Origin of the sequence: Actibacterium sp. MT2.3-13A, from assembly GCF_018139985.1 — a bacterium.
Lineage (GTDB): Bacteria > Pseudomonadota > Alphaproteobacteria > Rhodobacterales > Rhodobacteraceae > JAGSOU01.
Map to the genome: position 1 here is coordinate 59,151 of NZ_JAGSOU010000009.1, position 17,671 is coordinate 76,821.

Sequence of the window (17,671 nt, forward strand, 5' to 3'; positions counted from 1 at the left end):
AGCGCGTTATTCGGGCGCCTTGGTGGTCAGGGCCAGCGCGTGCAATTCGCCCGCCTTGCCGTCCATCTTGCCTTTCAGCGCGGCATAGACGGCGCGTTGCTGCTGCACCCGGTTCTGGCCGCGGAAGCTTTCGTCGATGATCTCGGCGGCGTAGTGGTTTCCGTCTCCGGCGAGGTCTGTCACGGTGATCTTCGCCTGCGGAAAGGCCGCGCGGATGAGGTCCTCGATTTCCTGGGCTTCTATGGCCATCTTTGTCTCCTTGCTTTCCCCCCAGAAATAGAGCGGCCCCGCGCCCCGCGCAAGGCGCGTGGGCGCAGAACCGGCGTGCGGAAAGCCGCAGCGCCGCGATCAGTCGATCGCGGCGGCGAAGGCGCCGCGGTAGAGCGCGGAAAGTTCCTGCATCGGCGCCTCGGCGCCGTCGAAACGCACGGTGTCGCCGCCGAAGCGGCCCACGGTCTCGATCTGCACGCCGGCCTTGCCTGCCGCGACCATCAGCGCCTCGGCCTGGTCGAAGCTGCAGGCCACCAGATAGCGGCCCTGATCCTCGCCGAAGAGGGTGGGGGTGTCGCCCGCGTCGAGATGCACGCCGATGCCCGCCGCCTCGGCCATCTCGAAGGCGGCCAGCGCCAGGCCGCCGTCGGACAGGTCGGTGCAGGCCCGGATGAAGGCGCGGTTGGCGCGGATGAACTCGCCGTTGCGGCGCTCCTCCTCCAGGTCCACCGCGGGCGCGTCGCCGTCCTCGCGGTTGAACACCTCATAGAGCAGCGCCGACTGGCCCAGGTGGCCCCTGGTCCGGCCGATCAGTAGCGCGACATGGCCGTCGCGCGGCTGGCCCGCGATCAGGTCGTCGAGATGGTCGAGCAGACCCACCGCGCCGATGGTCGGTGTGGGCAGGATGCCCTGGCCGTCGGTCTCGTTGTAAAGCGAGACGTTGCCCGACACGATCGGCATGTCCAGCGCCGCAACGGCCGCGCCGATGCCTTTGATCGCGCCGACGAACTGGCCCATGATCTCGGGCTTTTCGGGGTTGCCGAAGTTCAGGTTGTCGGTGGTGGCCAGCGGCTTGGCGCCCACGGCGCAGAGGTTGCGGTAAGCCTCGGCCACCGCCTGCTTGCCGCCCTCGTAGGGGTTGGCGCGCACATAGCGCGGCGTCACGTCCGAGGTGAAGGCCAGCGCCTTGTCGGTGCCATGCACCCGCACCACGCCAGCGCCCAGCCCCGGCACGCGCACGGTGTCGGCCATGACCATGTGGTCGTATTGCTGATAGACCCACTGCTTGGCCGCGTAGTTGGGCGAGCCGATCAGTGCCTTCAGCCCGTCGATCGGGTCGATCCCCGGCACTTCGGCCATCGGGGCCGCGGCCGGGGTCTCCTGCCACGGGCGATCGTATTCCGGGGCGGTGCCCGACAGTGCCTTGAGCGGCAGGTCGGCCTTGATCTCGCCGTTGTGCTTGATCAGGAAGCGGTCCTCGTCGATGGTGTGGCCGACGATGGCGAAGTCGAGATCCCATTTCTCGAACACCGCGCGGGCTTCTTCCTCTTTCTCGGGCTTGAGAACCATCAGCATCCGCTCCTGGGATTCCGACAGCATCATCTCGTAGGCGGTCATGTTCTCTTCGCGCTGCGGCACGCATTCGAGATGCAGCTCGACGCCGAGATCGCCCTTGTCGCCCATCTCCACGGCCGAGCAGGTCAAGCCCGCCGCGCCCATGTCCTGGATCGAGATCACCGCGCCGGTGGCCATCAGCTCCAGCGTGGCCTCCATCAGGCGCTTTTCGGTGAAGGGGTCGCCGACCTGAACGGTGGGGCGCTTTTCCTCGATGGTGTCGTCGAACTCGGCCGAGGCCATGGTGGCCCCGCCGACGCCGTCGCGCCCCGTCTTCGCGCCGAGATAGACCACCGGCATGCCGACGCCCGAGGCGGCGGAGTAGAAGATCTTGTCCGCGTCCGCGAGACCCGCGGCGAAGGCGTTGACCAGGCAGTTGCCGTTATAGGCGGGGTGGAAGCGCACCTCGCCGCCGACGGTCGGCACGCCGAAGCAGTTGCCGTAGCCGCCGATGCCCTCGACCACGCCATGCACCAGCTGTTTGGTCTTGGGGTGATCCACCGCGCCGAAGCTGAGCGAGTTCATCGCCGCGATCGGGCGCGCGCCCATGGTGAAGACATCGCGCAGGATGCCGCCGACGCCGGTCGCGGCGCCCTGGTAGGGCTCGATATAGGAGGGGTGGTTGTGGCTCTCCATCTTGAAGACCACGGCCTGGCCGTCGCCGATATCCACCACGCCGGCGTTCTCGCCCGGGCCGCAGATGACCTGCGGACCCGTCGTGGGCAGGGTGCGCAGCCATTTCTTGGACGACTTGTAGGAACAATGCTCGTTCCACATGGCCGAAAAGATGCCCAGTTCCGTGAAGGTGGGCTCGCGGTTCAGAAGGCGGATGATCTCGGCATATTCCTCGGGCTTCAGCCCGTGGGCCTGGATCAGCTCTTCGGTGATTTGGGGCTCTTGCATCGCGTCTGTGTTCCCTTCGGCCACGTCTTGCCTGCGTCATATTGCATGGGGGCTGGCGGGGAAAGAGGCAAAGGCGCGGCGCAGGGGCGCAGAAGCGGCGCAGAGCGGGCGGTCCGCGGCTGTCGCGCCGCGCCCGCGCCGCGTTCCGGCCCGGAAACCGTCGCCGCGCGTCGCCGCTGCCCGGCGGCGTCGGCCGGCGTCGGGGCCGGGTGACGCCCCGCGCCCCAAGAGGCGCGCGGGACGCCCCGCCCACCTGCGCCGAAAACCCGTATGCTATTGGAAAAGGCCAAAAAAAATGGCCGAGACAAAGCTCGGCCAAAGTCCAACAGGGAGGTGAAGAAGTAGCGCTTGCTACGTTCTTCGACGCCCCATGTATGGGCCGGGCTCTGCCCGTGCAAGTCATAAAATGCCGCATCTGCAACATGGCCGCCATGCGTGGCACGCATAACTCACATTCCAAAATGGTGATTTGTTGGGCCGCGGCGGCTCAGCGTGCCTCTTTGATGCGCTTTCTGTGCTCGAAGATTTCCTCGGTCACGAAGTCCCGGAAGGCCGAGATCCGCTTCGACTGGCGCAGTTCCTCGGGATAGGCGAGGAAGACCGGAACCTCGTTGCTCTCGACATCGGGCAGGACGCGGACCAGATCGGGGAAGTCCTCGGTCAGGTAGTCGGGCAGCACGCCGATGCCCAGGTCGTGCAGCACCGCCTGAAGCACCCCGAAGTAGTTGTTCACCGTCAGGGTCGAGGGGATGTCGTGGGTCATCAGCTCCTGCACCAGCTTGGCGCCGGCGCTGACCTGGGCCGAGCTGGTGTTCTGGCAGATCAGCCGGTGCCGGGACAGATCCTCCAGCCGCTCGGGCGTGCCACGCTCGGCCAGGTAGGCGGGCGAGGCGTAGAGGCGCATCTTCACGCTCATCAGGCGCTTGCGGATCAGGTCGGCCTGGCTGGGCTCCTTCATGCGGATCGCCACGTCGGCCTCGCGCATGGGCAGGTCGAGCACGCGCTCTTCAAGCATCAGGTCGATCTTCAGGTCGGGGTATTTCTCGTAGAGCTTGGTCAGGCGGGGCGCCAGCCACAGCGTGCCGAAGCCGGTGGTGGTAGTCACGCGCAGTTCGCCGAAGACCTCCTCTTCGCTGTCGCGGATGCGCGCGGCGGCGGCGTCCAGCCGCTTGACCATCGCCGAGGTGGCATCGAACAGCAATTCGCCCTGCTCGGTGAGAATCAGCCCCCGCGCGTGGCGGTGGAAAAGAGTGGTGTTCAGGCTATCCTCGAGCGCCCGGATCTGCCGGCTTACGGCCGATTGCGACAGGTGCAGCACCTCGCCGGCATGGGTCAGACTGCCGGCATCGGCCACGGCGTGGAATATTCTGAGCTTGTCCCAGTCCATCTTGCAATTCTCGCATAGCTGCCATGCAGGTTTTCGCAAGATACCTACAGGCAGGCAAAGGCCTATTGCAAACGGCAACTTGCCGAAAATTGATTTTGTAGGTCAGAAATTTTGACCTATTATCCGCCCATGCTCTTTTTTGCAGGGAGGTGCGCGATGAGTAGGCAGGAAGTGACGTTGCATGACCGCTACGACCTGGAGAAGACGACGGTCCTGTTGAACGGGACGCAGGCGCTGGTCCGGCTGATGCTGATGCAATCGGCCCGCGACCGCGCCGCCGGCCTGACGACTGCGGGCTATGTCACCGGCTACCGCGGCTCGCCGCTGGGGGCGGTCGATCAGCAGATGAGCCGCGCCAGGGCCGACCTGGAGGCCGCGCATGTCCGCTTCGAGCCGGGCCTGAACGAGGATCTCGCCGCCACCGCGATCTGGGGCACCCAGCAGGCCGAACTGCGCGGAGAGGGCAAGTATGACGGCGTGTTCGCGCTGTGGTACGGCAAGGGGCCGGGGGTGGACCGCTCGGGCGACGTGATGCGCCACGCCAACATGGCGGGCAGTTCGGCGCATGGCGGGGTGCTGATGGCGATGGGTGACGACCACACCGGCGAATCCTCCACGGTCTGCCACCAGTCCGACTGGGCGATGGTTGATGCCTACATGCCCATCGTCTCGCCCGCGGGCGTGCAGGAGATCCTGGATTACGGGCTCTACGGCTACGCGCTGTCGCGCTTCGCCGGGGTCTGGGTCGGGCTGAAGACGATGAAGGACACGGTCGAGGTGACCTCGGTCGTCGACGGCCGGCCCGACCGGATGCAATTCGTCACGCCTGAGTTCCAGATGCCCGAGGGCGGGCTGAACATCCGCCTGGGCGATCACTGGATCCCGCAAGAGGCGCGGATGATCGACCACAAGCGCTTTGCCGCGGAGGCCTTCGCGCGCGCCAACCGGATGGACAAACGCGTCTGGGGCAAGCCCGGCGCCCGGATCGGCTTCGTCGCGGCGGGCAAGAACTGGCTCGACCTGGTGCACGCGCTGGATCTGCTGGGCATCGACGCGACGGAGGCGGAGCGGCTGGGGATCACCACCTACAAGATCGGCCAGACCTTCCCGCTGGACATGGCCAGCTTCCACGACTGGGCCGAGGGGCTGGACCTGATCGTGGTGGTCGAGGAAAAGCGCAAGCTGATCGAGGTGCAGATCAAGGAAGCGCTGTTCGATGACCGCCGCGGCCGCCGTGTCTACGGCTGGTACAAGGGCGGCGCGGGCGGCATGCACCAGGAAGAGCTGTTCCCGACCCGCATGGCGCTCGACCCGGTGATGATCGCCGAAAAGATCGGCCATATCCTGATCGACGAGGGCCGCGGCACCGAGCGCGTGAAGGCCAGCCTGCAACGCATTGAAGAGGCTAAGAAAGCCGACAACGCCGAGGATATCGCCGCGCGCATTCCCTATTTCTGCTCGGGCTGCCCGCACAACAGCTCGACCAAGGTGCCCGATGGCAGCCGCGCCTATGCCGGGATCGGCTGCCACATCATGGCGCTGTGGATGGACCGCTCGACCAGCGGCTTCACCCATATGGGCGGCGAGGGCGCGAACTGGATCGGCGAGGCGCCGTTCTCGACCCGCGACCATGTCTTCCAGAACATCGGCGACGGCACCTACAACCACTCCGGCCTGATGGCGATCCGCGCCGCGCTGGCTGCGGGCACGAACATCACCTACAAGATCCTCTACAACGACGCCGTGGCCATGACCGGCGGGCAGGAGAACGAGGGCCACCTGAGCCCCGACCGCATCGCCCGCGAATTGCAGGCCATGGGGGTCAGGACCATCGCCGTGGTCTATGACGAAAAGGAAGCGCCCGACCGCAAAACCTTCCCTGCCGGGCTGGAATGGCATGAGCGCGCCGAGCTGATGCAGGTTCAGGAAAAAATGCGCCAGGTCAAAGGCGTGTCGGCCATTATTTTCATCCAGACCTGCGCCGCCGAGAAGCGTCGCCGGCGCAAGCGCGGCCAATTCCCGGACCCCGACAAGCGGGTGTTCATCAACACCGATGTCTGCGAGGGTTGCGGCGATTGCGGCGTGCAGTCGAACTGCGTCTCCATCGTGCCGGTGGAGACTGAACTGGGCCGCAAACGCGCCATCGACCAGTCGAGCTGCAACAAGGATTTCAGCTGTCTCAAGGGCTTCTGCCCCTCCTTCGTCACGCTGGAGGGCGCGAAGATCCGCAAGGAGGCGACGGCGGAACTGGATATCGGCCACCTGCCGGCTCCTGAAGTGCCAAAGATCGACGGCACCCATAACGTGGTGATCACCGGGGTCGGCGGCACCGGCGTCGTGACCGTGGGCGCGGTGCTGGCCATGGCCGCGCATCTCGACGGCAAGGGCGCGGGCATGATGGAGATGGCGGGCCTCGCCCAGAAGGGCGGCGCCGTGCACATCCATTGCCGGCTGGCGGAAAAGCCTTCGGATATAAATGCGATCCGGGTTGCGACGGGCGAGGCGGACACGGTGATCGGCGGCGACCTGGTGGTCACCGCCGGGGCCAAGACGCTGGGCCTGATGACCACGGGCCGCACCGGCGCGGTGGTCAACAGCCACGAGATCATCACCGGCGACTTCACGCGCGACACGGAGTTCCGCATCCCCTCCGACCGGCTGCAACTGGCGCTGGAGGCGCGGCTGCGCGACAGGCTGCACCTGTTCGACGCCTCGGAACTGGCCCGCGCGTTGCTGGGCGACACGATTTTTTCCAACATGATGCTGGTCGGCGCGGCCTGGCAGCGGGGACTGATCCCGCTCAGCGAGGAGGCGATCCTCAAGGCGATCGAGCTGAACAAGGCGGCGGTGGAGGGCAACATGCGGGCCTTCCATATCGGCCGCTGGGCGGTGCTGAATCCGCAAGAGGCCGCCCGGATCGCCACGCCCAACGTGGTGGAAAAGCCCAAGTCGCCGGAGGAGAAAATCGCCTTCCGCGAGGGTCACCTGACCGCGTATCAGGGCAAGCGGCTGGCGCGCCGCTATCGCAAGCTGGTGGACGGGATCGAGGATGCCGAGCTCAAGGAAGCCGTGGCAAAAGGCTATCATAAGCTCTTGTCCTACAAGGATGAATACGAGGTTGCGCGCCTGCATCTTGAGACCGCCGCGAAGGCCGCGAAGGAATTCGGCGGCGATTTCAGGATGACCTTCCACCTGGCCCCGCCGATGCTGTCGGGCAAGGGCCCGGACGGGCGCCCGAAGAAGCGCGCATTCGGCCCCTGGGTGCTGCGCGCCTTTGGCCTGCTGGCGCGGATGAAGGCGCTGCGGGGCACGCCGCTCGATCCCTTCGGCTACAGCGCCGAGCGGCGCATGGAGCGGGCGCTGATCAGGCAATATGAAAAGGATATGAAAACCCTATTGCGCCAGGTCACGGCCGAGACCCGCGATATCGCCATCGCCCTGGCCGAACTGCCCTTGCAGATCCGCGGTTTCGGCCCGGTCAAGGAAGCGAACGAGCGCAAGGCCGCCAAGACGCGTGAAGAGCTGCTGGCGGGCTTCTCGTCGGGCGGGCGCGGCACGGCGGCCGAGGCGGCGGAATAACGCTGCTGCCGGGCGCGGCGGGGCGTGCGCCCTCTGGATAGCGCCCCCGAAGGGCGCTATCCGGGGCAGGCCACAACGCAGGACGGGTGGGCCATGCCGCACCACACAGCCACACGCGAGATCAGCTATGCCCATTCCGCCCGATCCAGGGGCGGGCGGGCGGTGATCCGCATGATGGAGAACGCCACCGGGCGGCTCAGCCTGATCCGCCGCGCCTCGGGCTATGAGCGCGAGGTCGCGGCGGGCCGGGATTTCTGGGAGGTGATGGTCGAACGCTATGGCCTGAGCCTTGAGGTCACCGGCGGCAGCCTGTCCAACATCCCGGCCGAGGGGCCGGTGATCGTGGTCGCCAACCACCCCTACGGCATCCTCGACGGGCTGATGATGGGCCATGTCCTGTCGCGGGCGCGGGGCGATTTCCGCATCCTCGCCCACCAGGTCTTTCGAAAGGCAGAGGAACTGAACCGGATCATCCTGCCGGTCAGCTTCGACGAAACGCGCGCGGCGCAGGCGGTCAATCTCGCCACCCGGAAGGCTGCGCTGGATTACCTGGGGCAGGGCGGCGCGGTGGGGATCTTTCCCGGCGGCACGGTCTCGACCGGGGCGCGGTGGTTCTCGCCGCCGATGGACCCGGGCTGGCGCAACTTCACCGCGCGGATGGTGGCGAAATCGGGGGCGGCCGTGGTTCCGCTGTTCTTCGAGGGGCACAACTCGCGGCTGTTCCAGATGGCCAGCCACCTGCACCAGACGCTGCGGCTGGGGTTGCTGATCCGGGAGTTCGGCGCGCGGGTGGATGCGCCGGTGCGGGTGGCCATCGGCGCGCCCATCGCGCCCGGCCGGATCGCGGCGCATGCGCGCGATCCCAAGGCAATGATGGATTTCCTCCGCAAGGCGACGTATGAGCTTTCCCCGACACCCTTGACGTCGTATGAATACGGCTTCGAGTTCGAGGAGAGATACAGGGCGTAATGGCTGTCGGCGTATTCGATTCTGGTCTGGGCGGGCTGACCGTGCTGGACGCGGTGGCCAGGCGGCTGCCGGATGTTCCCTTCGTCTATTTTGGCGACAACGCGCATGCGCCCTATGGGGTGCGCGACGCCGATGACGTCTACAACCTGACCACCCGCGCCGTGGAGCGGCTGTGGGAGGCGGGCTGCGACCTGGTGATCCTGGCGTGCAACACCGCCAGCGCCGCGGCGCTGCGCCGGATGCAGGAAAACTGGGTGCCCAGCGACAAGCGGGTGCTGGGCGTCTTCGTGCCGCTGATCGAGGCGCTGACCGAGCGGCAGTGGGGCGACAACTCCCCCCCGCGCGAGGTGGCGGTGAAGCATGTGGCGCTGTTTGCCACCCCCGCCACCGTGGCGAGCCGCGCCTTCCAGCGCGAGCTGGCCTTCCGCGCCATCGGGGTGGATGTCGAGGCGCAGCCCTGCGGCGGGCTGGTGGACGCGATCGAGGCCGGCGACGAGATCCTCGCCGAGGCGCTGGTGCGCTCCCATGTCGAGGCGCTGCTGCGGCGGATGCCGCGGCCCGAGGCCGCGATCCTGGGCTGCACCCATTACCCGCTGCTGGAACGCGCCTTCCAGGAGGCGCTGGGGCCCGATGTGGCGGTCTATTCCCAGGCCAACCTGGTGGCGGCGAGCCTCGCCGACTACCTGGAGCGCCATCCTGACATGCTGGGCACCGGGACCGAGTCGATGTTCCTGACCACGGGCGATCCGCGCGCGGTGTCGAACAAGGCCGTCCAGTTCCTGCGACGAAAGATCGAATTCCAGGCCGCGTGATTGCGGGCCGTCCGATCCCTTCCTACATCCCCTGCAAAGACAGGATGCACCCATGACGCATAAAATCGCCATCCTTGGTGCCTCGGGCTACACCGGGGCGGAGCTTGTCCGGCTGATCGCCACCCATCCCACGATCGAGATCGCGGCCCTGTCCGCCGACCGCAAGGCCGGTCTGGAAATGGGCGAGGTGTTCCCGCATCTGCGCCATCTCGACCTGCCGCCGCTGGTCAAGATCGACGAGATCGACTTCGCCGCTGTCGACCTGGTGTTCTGCGCGCTGCCGCACGCCACCAGCCAGGCGGTGATCAAGACCCTGCCCGAGACGGTCAAGGTCGTCGATCTGTCCGCCGATTTCCGGCTGCGCGACCCGGCCGAATACCAGAAATGGTACGGCAAGCCGCATGATGCGGTGGAATTGCAGAAGACCGCCGTCTACGGGCTGACCGAATTCTACCGCGACGAGATCCGCTCGGCGCGGCTGGTCGCGGGGACGGGGTGCAACGCCGCCACCGGCCAATACGCGCTGCGCCCGCTGATCGCGGCCGGGGTCATCGACCTGGACGAGATCATCATCGACCTCAAGGCCGGGGTCTCCGGCGCCGGGCGGTCGCTGAAGGAGAACCTGCTGCACGCCGAGCTGAGCGAGGGCTACCACGCCTATTCGGCGGGCGGCAAACACCGCCACCTGGGCGAGTTCGACCAGGAGTTCTCTGCCATCGCCGGCCGGCCGGTGCGGGTGCAGTTCACGCCCCACCTGATCCCCGCCAACCGCGGCATCCTGGCCACCGTCTATGTGCGTGGCAATGCCGCAGAGGTGCATGAAACGCTGGCCAAGGCCTATGCGGATGAGACATTCATCGTCACGCTGCCCTTCGGCGAGCTGCCCTCGACCAAGCATGTGCGCGGGTCCAACTTCTGCCATATCGGCGTGGTCGCGGACCGGATCGAGGGGCGGGCGATCGTGGTGGCGGCGCTGGACAACCTGACCAAGGGCTCGTCTGGGCAGGCGCTGCAGAACGCCAACCTGATGCTGGAGATCGAGGAGAGCGCGGGGCTGATGCTCGCCCCCGTCTTCCCGTAAGGAGGAACCGAGATGCGCGGACTGAAGAAACAACGGCGGATCCAGATCATCGTCGTCGCCTTCGTGGCGCTGGCGGTGTCCACGGCGCTGATCGGCTACGGTCTGCGCGACGGGATCAACTTCTTCCGCTCACCCAGCGAGGTGGTCGCCGAGCCGCCCGCGGCGAACGAGGAGTTCCGCCTCGGCGGGCTGGTGAAAGAAGGCTCGATGACGCCGGTTCAGGGCGTCCAATTCAGCTTCGTTATCACTGACGGCGGTGCAGACATTCCTGTTGACTACGTTGGCAATGATCCCAAGCCAGATCTGTTCAGTGAAGGGCAAGGGACGATCGCGACAGGTCGTTACGTAGATGGCGTGTTCAAAGCCTCTGTGATCCTGGCCAAGCATGACGAGGAATACATGCCCAAGGAGGTCATCGACGCGCTGAAGGAACAGGGCGTCTACGAGGCCCCCGACAAACCGGCAGCGAACGGTAGCTAAGCCGGTTCTTAACGAAATCGGCGCGAAATCACCCCCGGGATGCCAAGCGGCCTCGGGGGTTTTTCATGCCGTCAGTTCAACAGATCGCCGAAGAGATCGTCGCCCGCGAGGGCGGCTATGCGAACGACCCGGACGACCCGGGCGGGGCCACGAAATACGGCGTCACGCTGGGCACGCTGCGCCGGCTGGGGCTGGACCTGACCGGCGACGGGCAGGTCAGCGCGGCGGATGTGAAGCGGCTGAGCCGCGAAAAGGCGGTGGAGATCTTCGTCGCGCAGTATTACCGCCGCCCGCGGATCGGGGAACTGCCTGAGCTTCTGCAGCCCTCCGTCTTCGACATGTATGTCAATTCCGGGGCCAACGCGGTGCGCATCCTGCAACGGCTGTTGAACGAGATGGGGCAGGCCGTGGCGGTGGACGGGGCGATCGGGCCGCAGACCATCGCGGCGGCCGAGGCGGCGGCGCGGGCCGCGCCGGATCACATCGCCGACGCCTACGGCATCGCGCGGCGCAATTTCTACTTCCGCCTCGCCGATCAGCGCCCGGCCTCGCGCAAATACGCGCGCACGCGGGCGGGCGGCAAGGGCGGCTGGATCAGGCGGGCCGAGGCGTTCATCGCGCCGCGCTTTCACCTCAGCGAGGCGGAGTTCCGGGCCAGGGTGGCGGCATGGGGCTGATCGAGGGGATATTCACGGCCCTTTTCGGCGACGGCCGCAACGTGCTGCGCGAGACCGCCGAGGTGTTCCGCGAGAACGCCGAAGGCGCGGGGGCGCGCGGCGCGGATCTGCACGCGGCGGCGCTGGCGCAGTTCGCGGCGGAATTCGCGGGCCCTGGGCGCGGGGTTTTCGACCGGGTGATCGACGCGCTGAACCGCCTGCCGCGCCCGGCACTGGCGCTGGGGACGGTGGGGCTGTTCGTCGCCGCGATGGCCGACCCGATCTGGTTCGCCGCGCGCATGCAGGGCATCGCGCTGGTGCCCGAACCGCTGTGGTGGCTCCTGGGCGCGATCATCTCGTTCTATTTCGGGGCGCGGCACCAGGCCAAGGGGCAGGAATTCCAGCGCGCGATCGCCGAGACCATGAGCCGCGCCGGCGAGGTGACCGGCAACCTGCACGCCCTGCGGGCGCTGGAGGCCGGGGCCGGGGTGCCGGCCGCGCGGCCCGCCCCGGAGGAGGCCGGGCGCAACGCCGCGCTGGAGGAATGGAGGGCGGGGAGGTGAGTCCCGCGGATTTCGCCCGTCTGGCGGCGCTGATGGCGGGGCTGAGCGCGGTCGGATTCGCCGATATGTGGTGCCGAACGCCGCGCGGGGAGGCGCTGGCGCTGGCGATGCTGGCCGCGGGCGCGATGCTGGCCACGCTGCCCGGCGGCTGAGCCCGCGCGCTCACGAATTCGTCACCGCCTGTGGCGCGGTAACGCAGTGCATTAGCGTTGGCCTTTCCGGCGGGAAATTCTAATATCCGCCGCATGTTTATCGAACTCGGCCACTTCGCCCTCGTCCTCGCCTTCGCCGTCGCCCTCGTGCAGATGGTGGTTCCCCTGATCGGTGCGCACAAGCGCTGGACCGGCTGGATGGCCGTGGCCGAGCCCGCCGCCACCGTGCAGTTCCTGCTGACGGCGTTCAGTTTCGCGGCGCTGACCTATGCTTTCGTGGTGTCCGATTTCTCGCTGCGGGTGGTGGTGCTGAACTCCCACACCGACAAGCCGATGCTCTACAAGGTATCGGGCGTGTGGGGGAATCACGAGGGCTCCATGCTGCTCTGGGTGCTGATCCTGACGCTGTTCGGGGCGATGGCCGCCTGGTTCGGGGGCAACCTGCCGCCGAAGCTGCGCGCGCGCGTGCTGGCGGTGCAGTCCGCGATCGGGGCGGCCTTTTTCGCCTTCATCCTGTTCACCTCCAACCCGTTCCAGCGGCTGGCCGTGCCGCCCTTCAACGGCGAGGACCTGAACCCGCTGTTGCAGGACCCCGGTCTCGCCTTTCACCCGCCGTTCCTCTATCTCGGCTATGTCGGGCTTTCGATCTGCTTCTCCTTCGCGGTGGCGGCGCTGATCGAGGGGCGCGTCGATGCCGCCTGGGCGCGCTGGGTGCGGCCCTGGACGTTGGCCGCCTGGCTGTTCCTGACCGTGGGCATCGGGCTGGGCTCGTGGTGGGCCTATTACGAGCTGGGCTGGGGCGGGTTCTGGTTCTGGGACCCGGTCGAGAACGCCTCTTTCATGCCCTGGCTGATCGGCGCGGCGCTGCTGCATTCGGCGATCGTTGTGGAAAAGCGCGAGGCGCTGAAAAGCTGGACGATCCTGCTGGCGATCATGGCCTTCGGCTTCTCGCTGATCGGCACGTTCATCGTGCGATCGGGCGTGATCACCAGCGTCCACGCCTTCGCCAACGACCCCGAACGGGGGGTGTTCATCCTGATGATCCTGGGCGTCTTCATGGGCGGCGCGCTGATGCTCTATGCCGCGCGCGCCGGGGCGATGGAGGCCAAGGGCGTGTTCGGCGTGGTCAGCCGCGAATCCGCGCTGGTGTTCAACAACGTGCTGCTGGCGGTCGCCGCGCTGGTGGTTTTCATCGGCACGATCTGGCCGCTGGTGGCCGAGATGTTCTTTGACCGCAAGCTGTCGGTCGGTCCGCCGTTCTTCAACATGGCCTTCACCCCCTTCATGGTGGTGCTGGCGCTGATCCTGCCTGTCGGCGCGATCCTGCCGTGGAAACGTGCGCGGCTGGGCCGTGCGCTGTGGCAGCTGCGCGCGGCGCTGGTGCTGTCGCTGGCGGTCGGCGTGCTGGTCTTCGCCCTGCAGACGGGGCGTTCGGCGCTGGGGCCGGTGGGGCTGTTCCTCGGGACCTGGCTGATCAGCGGCGCGGCGGTCGACCTGTGGAGTCGCGCGGGACGCGGCGCGATCGGCGCTAGGCTGGGCCGCGTCCTGCGCCTGCCGCGCGCCGACTGGGGCAAGGCGGTGGCCCATGCCGGGCTCGGCGTCACCATGCTGGGAATCTCGGGCCTGCTGGCCTGGGATGTCGAGGATATCCGCACCGCCCGGATCGGCGAGCGGTTCGAGGTCAGCGGCTATGGCATCGTGCTGGAAAAGGTTGAGCAGGTCCCGGGGCCGAACTATCGCTCGACCATGGCCACGATGAGCGTCTGGCGCGGCGACCGGCAGGTGGCCACGCTGCACCCCGAAAAGCGCGTCTATCCGGTCGCCGCGATGCCCACCACCGAGGCCGGGATCGACAACGGCTTGCTGCGCGACGTCTATCTGGTGATCGGCGATCCGCAGGCGGACGGCGGCTGGGCCGTGCGCACCTACATCAAGCCGCTGGCCAACTGGATCTGGCTCGGCGCGATCATCATGGCCGTCGGCGGGCTGCTGAGCCTCAGCGACCGCCGTTACCGGGTGGCCGCGGGCGCGCGCAAGGCGCAGCCCTCCGGCGCCGTCCCGGCGGAGTGAGCGACATGCTGAAACGTCTGACCCTGGCCCTGGGCCTGATCCTCGCCGTGCCCGCCTTCGCGGTGGAGCCCGACGAGGTGCTGGCCGATCCCGCGCTGGAGACCCGCGCGCGGGAGATCTCCAAGGGGCTGCGCTGCCTGGTGTGCCGCAACGAGAGCATCGACGAATCCAACGCCGAACTGGCCAAGGAGCTGCGCGTGCTGGTGCGCGAGCGGCTGGTCAAGGGCGACAGCGACGAGCAGGTGGTGGCCTATCTGGTCGACCGTTACGGCGAATACGTCCTGCTGAAGCCGACCGCGACCGGGGCGAACCTGTTGCTTTGGGTCGCCGGGCCGGTGCTGCTGATCGTGGCGCTCGGCATCGGGGCGGGCTATGTGCTGACCCGACGCCGCGGCAACGAGGCCGCCCCAGGCGGGCTGAGCGCCGAGGAAGAGGCGCGGCTGAAGGAAATCCTGGGCGAGTGACGGCGCGTCCGCCTTTTCCGCGCCGCCGCCATGCCTATGCTGATGCGCGAAGCGGATCATCGGAGCAGCCCAATGAAGTACCAGACCATCACGCTTGAGATCGCCGACGACCTGGCGGTTCTGACCCTGAACCGCCCGGAGGTGATGAACGCGCTGAATACCCAGATGCGGGCCGAGATCGACCACGCCGTGCGCCGCGCCGAGGCGGAGGCGCGCGCGCTGGTGATCACCGGGGCGGGGCGGGCGTTCTGCTCTGGGCAGGATCTTGGTGACGGGGCCAACCCCGCCGCGATCGACCTGGAGCGCGTGCTGCGCGACGAATACGAACCGATGCTGCGCCGGATCTACGACTGCGCCATTCCCACGGTCGCCGCGGTAAACGGGGCCGCCGCCGGGGCGGGCGCCAACCTGGCGCTGGCCTGCGACGTCGTGATCGCGACGGAGCGCGCGGTGTTCCTGCAGGCCTTCACCCGGATCGGGCTGATCCCCGATGCCGGCGGCACCTACTGGCTGCCGCGCCAGGTGGGATTCGCCCGCGCCATGGGCGCGGCCCTGTTCGCCGAGCCGGTCAGCGCCACCCAGGCCGCCGAGTGGGGCATGATCTGGGAGGCGGTGGCCGACGACGCCTTCGACGCCCATTGGCGCGCCCGCGCGGCGCATCTGGCGCAGGGGCCCTCGGTCGCCTATGGCCTTGTGAAGCAGGCTCTGCGCGCGAGTTTCGACAACAGCCTCGAGGATCAGCTGTCGCTGGAGGCGCGGCTGCAGGGCGCGGCGGGCAATACCCGCGATTTCCAGGAGGGCGTGGTGGCCTTTCTGGACAAGCGCAAGGCGCGTTTCGAGGGGCGCTAACCGGGCGGCCGGCGGCTGACCTTGCCACGGCCCAGCACCACCACGTCCATCGCGATGTCATGCGGCTGCGGAAAGATCGTCGGCATCTGCGCCTCCGGCGCGCCCACCCCGATCGCCAGCGGGCGCGGGGCGAGGGCCGCCAGCGTGCGGTCGTAGAAGCCGCCGCCGTAGCCCAGCCGGTAGCCCTGCGGATCGACGCCCACCAAAGGCGCGATGACCACCCCGGGCCGCAGCGCGCGGCCCTCGGCGGGGATGGGGATGTTCCACACCCCGCGCGCCATCGCGCAGCCCGGCGTCCATTCGCGGAAGACCAGCGGCTGCGCCTTTCCCGCGACCACGGGCAGGGCGACGGGGTGGCCGCGCGCATGGGCGCGCGCCATCCAGCCGCGCAGGTCGAGCTCGCCCCGGAACGGCCAGTAGAGGCCGACCACGGCGCCGGGATACCCCGCCAGCAGGCGGTCCAGTTCCTCCGCCACCTCATCGGCCAGCGCGGCGCGCTCGGCCGCGGGTCGGGCGAGGCGGGCGGCGATCAGCCTTGCCCGCTCGGCCTTGCGGAAACGCGCGACGTCGCGCGCGGTCTGCGGATCGACGGGCTGGCCGCCCGACAGCTCATGCGCGAAACAGGGCGGCGAGGCGGGGATCGGCGGGTCATGGGGCATGGCGGGCTCCTGCGGCTCTGTTCCAGCCTGTCACGCGGCATGCCGGGCGCGCAAGCCGCAGCGCAGGGGGGCGCAAACGCAAACGGCCGCCCGAGGGCGGCCGTCCGTGTCGTTTTCAGGTGGTTCAGCGGTTTTCCACGTCGACATAGTCGCGCTTGGCATGGCCGGTATAGAGCTGACGCGGGCGGCCGATCTTCAGCGCCGGATCCGCGATCATCTCTTTCCACTGGCTGACCCAGCCCACGGTGCGGCTGACCGCGAAGATCGGGGTGAACATCGAGGTCGGGAAGCCCATCGCCTCGAGGATGATGCCCGAGTAGAAATCGACGTTCGGGAACAGCTTCTTCTCGATGAAATAGGGGTCCTCGAGGGCCTGCTTCTCCAGTTCCTTGGCGACCTGGAGGGTGGGGTTGTTCTCGATCCCCAGCAGGTCCAGCACCTCGTCGGCGGACTGTTTCATCACCTTCGCGCGCGGGTCGAAATTCTTGTAGACCCGGTGGCCGAAGCCCATCAGGCGGAACGGATCGTTCTTGTCCTTGGCCCGCGCGATGAATTCGGGGATGCGGTCGACCGAGCCGATCTCGCGCAGCATCTCCAGGCAGGCCTGGTTGGCGCCGCCATGGGCCGGGCCCCAGAGGCAGGCGATGCCGGCGGCGATGCAGGCAAAGGGGTTCGCCCCCGAGGACGAGGCCAGGCGCACCGTCGAGGTGGAGGCGTTCTGCTCGTGATCGGCATGCAGGGTGAAGATCCGGTCCATTGCCCGGCTCAGGATCGGGTCGACCTCGTAATCCTCGGCCGGCACGGCAAAGCACATGCGCAGGAAGTTCGAGGCATAGTCGAGATCGTTGCGCGGGTATTCGAACGGCTGGCCGATCGTGTATTTGTAGGCCATCGCCGCGATGGTCGGCATCTTGGCGAGCAGCCGGATCGAGGCGACCTCGCGCTGCCAGGGATCGGTGATGTCGGTGGAGTCGTGGTAGAAGGCCGACATCGCGCCCACCACGCCGACCATCACCGCCATCGGGTGCGCGTCGCGGCGGAAGCCCCGGAAGAAGTTCATCATCTGCTCGTGCACCATGGTGTGGCGCGTGACGCGGCTCTCGAAATCCTCCAGCTGGGCGGCGGTCGGCAGCTCGCCATAGAGCAGCAGGTAGCAGACTTCGAGGTAATGGGATTTCTCGGCCAGCTGGTCGATCGGGTAGCCGCGGTGCAGCAGCTCGCCCTTGTCACCGTCGATGAAGGTGATGGTGGATTCGCAGGACGAGGTAGAGGTGAAGCCCGGGTCATGCGTGAACACGCCGCCCTTTGCGTAAAGCTTTGAAATGTCGATGACATCGGGGCCCACCGTGGGGCTGAGCATCGGAAGCTCGAGCGTCTTGTCGCCGAAACTCAGGGTCGCGGTCTTGGTGCTGTCAGCCATTTATGTCCCTCTCTTGAGAGAC

At 67.6% G+C, this 17,671-nt stretch carries 16 protein-coding genes; 11 read left to right on the forward strand and 5 right to left on the reverse strand.

Going from position 1 to position 17,671, the window contains the following annotated elements; genetic code table 11:
• Nucleotides 1–6: 6 nt before the first annotated feature.
• The 3 genes from KCI33_RS09875 to KCI33_RS09885 form a co-directional block, all read right to left on the reverse strand.
• Nucleotides 7–249 (reverse strand): BolA family transcriptional regulator, encoded by a 243-nt coding sequence (locus tag KCI33_RS09875; protein ID WP_212524618.1) that lies wholly within the window; start codon nt 247–249, stop codon nt 7–9.
• Nucleotides 250–348: 99 nt separating this feature from the next.
• Nucleotides 349–2,508, reverse strand: a complete 2,160-nt coding sequence (gene purL, locus KCI33_RS09880) for a phosphoribosylformylglycinamidine synthase subunit PurL (RefSeq protein WP_212524619.1) — start codon at nt 2,506–2,508, stop codon at nt 349–351.
• A 487-nt stretch (nt 2,509–2,995) separates the two neighbouring features.
• The gene (locus KCI33_RS09885; RefSeq protein WP_212524620.1) at nt 2,996–3,895 is read right to left on the reverse strand and encodes a LysR family transcriptional regulator; all 900 of its coding nucleotides are present in this window, start codon (nt 3,893–3,895) and stop codon (nt 2,996–2,998) included.
• A gap of 156 nt (nt 3,896–4,051) precedes the next feature.
• Between KCI33_RS09885 and KCI33_RS09890 the strand changes: the two genes are divergently transcribed.
• From KCI33_RS09890 to KCI33_RS09940, 11 genes are all read left to right on the forward strand, one after another.
• The gene (locus tag KCI33_RS09890; RefSeq protein ID WP_212524621.1) at nt 4,052–7,474 is read left to right on the forward strand and encodes an indolepyruvate ferredoxin oxidoreductase family protein; all 3,423 of its coding nucleotides are present in this window, start codon (nt 4,052–4,054) and stop codon (nt 7,472–7,474) included.
• A gap of 93 nt (nt 7,475–7,567) precedes the next feature.
• Nucleotides 7,568–8,443, forward strand: a complete 876-nt coding sequence (locus tag KCI33_RS09895) for a lysophospholipid acyltransferase family protein (protein WP_212524622.1) — start codon at nt 7,568–7,570, stop codon at nt 8,441–8,443.
• Nucleotides 8,443–9,255, forward strand: coding sequence for a glutamate racemase (gene murI / locus KCI33_RS09900; protein WP_212524623.1), 813 nt, complete (start codon nt 8,443–8,445; stop codon nt 9,253–9,255). The genes KCI33_RS09895 and murI overlap by 1 nt, the downstream gene beginning before the upstream one ends.
• A 52-nt stretch (nt 9,256–9,307) precedes the next feature.
• Complete coding sequence (gene argC, locus KCI33_RS09905; protein ID WP_212524624.1) at nt 9,308–10,336, forward strand: N-acetyl-gamma-glutamyl-phosphate reductase; 1,029 nt, start codon at nt 9,308–9,310, stop codon at nt 10,334–10,336.
• A 12-nt stretch (nt 10,337–10,348) separates the two neighbouring features.
• A complete protein-coding gene (ccmE, locus tag KCI33_RS09910; RefSeq protein ID WP_212524625.1) occupies nt 10,349–10,816 on the forward strand; it encodes a cytochrome c maturation protein CcmE in 468 nt (155 codons plus the stop codon).
• Between the two features lie 65 nt (nt 10,817–10,881).
• Entirely contained in the window at nt 10,882–11,493 is a 612-nt protein-coding gene (locus KCI33_RS09915; RefSeq protein WP_212524626.1) for a holin-associated N-acetylmuramidase, read from the forward strand.
• Nucleotides 11,484–12,035, forward strand: a complete 552-nt coding sequence (locus tag KCI33_RS09920) for a holin family protein (protein ID WP_212524627.1) — start codon at nt 11,484–11,486, stop codon at nt 12,033–12,035. The genes KCI33_RS09915 and KCI33_RS09920 overlap by 10 nt, the downstream gene beginning before the upstream one ends.
• A complete protein-coding gene (locus tag KCI33_RS09925) occupies nt 12,032–12,187 on the forward strand; it encodes a hypothetical protein (protein WP_212524628.1) in 156 nt (51 codons plus the stop codon). Before KCI33_RS09920 ends, KCI33_RS09925 begins: the two co-directional genes overlap by 4 nt.
• A gap of 93 nt (nt 12,188–12,280) precedes the next feature.
• On the forward strand, nt 12,281–14,257 hold the full coding sequence (locus KCI33_RS09930; RefSeq protein ID WP_212524629.1) for a heme lyase CcmF/NrfE family subunit: 1,977 nt from the start codon (nt 12,281–12,283) through the stop codon (nt 14,255–14,257).
• A gap of 5 nt (nt 14,258–14,262) precedes the next feature.
• Nucleotides 14,263–14,721 (forward strand): cytochrome c-type biogenesis protein, encoded by a 459-nt coding sequence (locus KCI33_RS09935; RefSeq protein ID WP_212524630.1) that lies wholly within the window; start codon nt 14,263–14,265, stop codon nt 14,719–14,721.
• Between the two features lie 72 nt (nt 14,722–14,793).
• The gene (locus tag KCI33_RS09940; RefSeq protein ID WP_212524631.1) at nt 14,794–15,570 is read left to right on the forward strand and encodes an enoyl-CoA hydratase-related protein; all 777 of its coding nucleotides are present in this window, start codon (nt 14,794–14,796) and stop codon (nt 15,568–15,570) included.
• On the opposite strand, the gene KCI33_RS09945 is transcribed toward KCI33_RS09940, so the two are convergent.
• Nucleotides 15,567–16,229 (reverse strand): 5-formyltetrahydrofolate cyclo-ligase, encoded by a 663-nt coding sequence (locus tag KCI33_RS09945; RefSeq protein ID WP_212524632.1) that lies wholly within the window; start codon nt 16,227–16,229, stop codon nt 15,567–15,569. The genes KCI33_RS09940 and KCI33_RS09945 overlap by 4 nt on opposite strands.
• A gap of 124 nt (nt 16,230–16,353) precedes the next feature.
• The gene (gene gltA, locus KCI33_RS09950) at nt 16,354–17,649 is read right to left on the reverse strand and encodes a citrate synthase (protein ID WP_212524633.1); all 1,296 of its coding nucleotides are present in this window, start codon (nt 17,647–17,649) and stop codon (nt 16,354–16,356) included.
• Between the last annotated feature and the right edge of the window lie 22 nt (nt 17,650–17,671).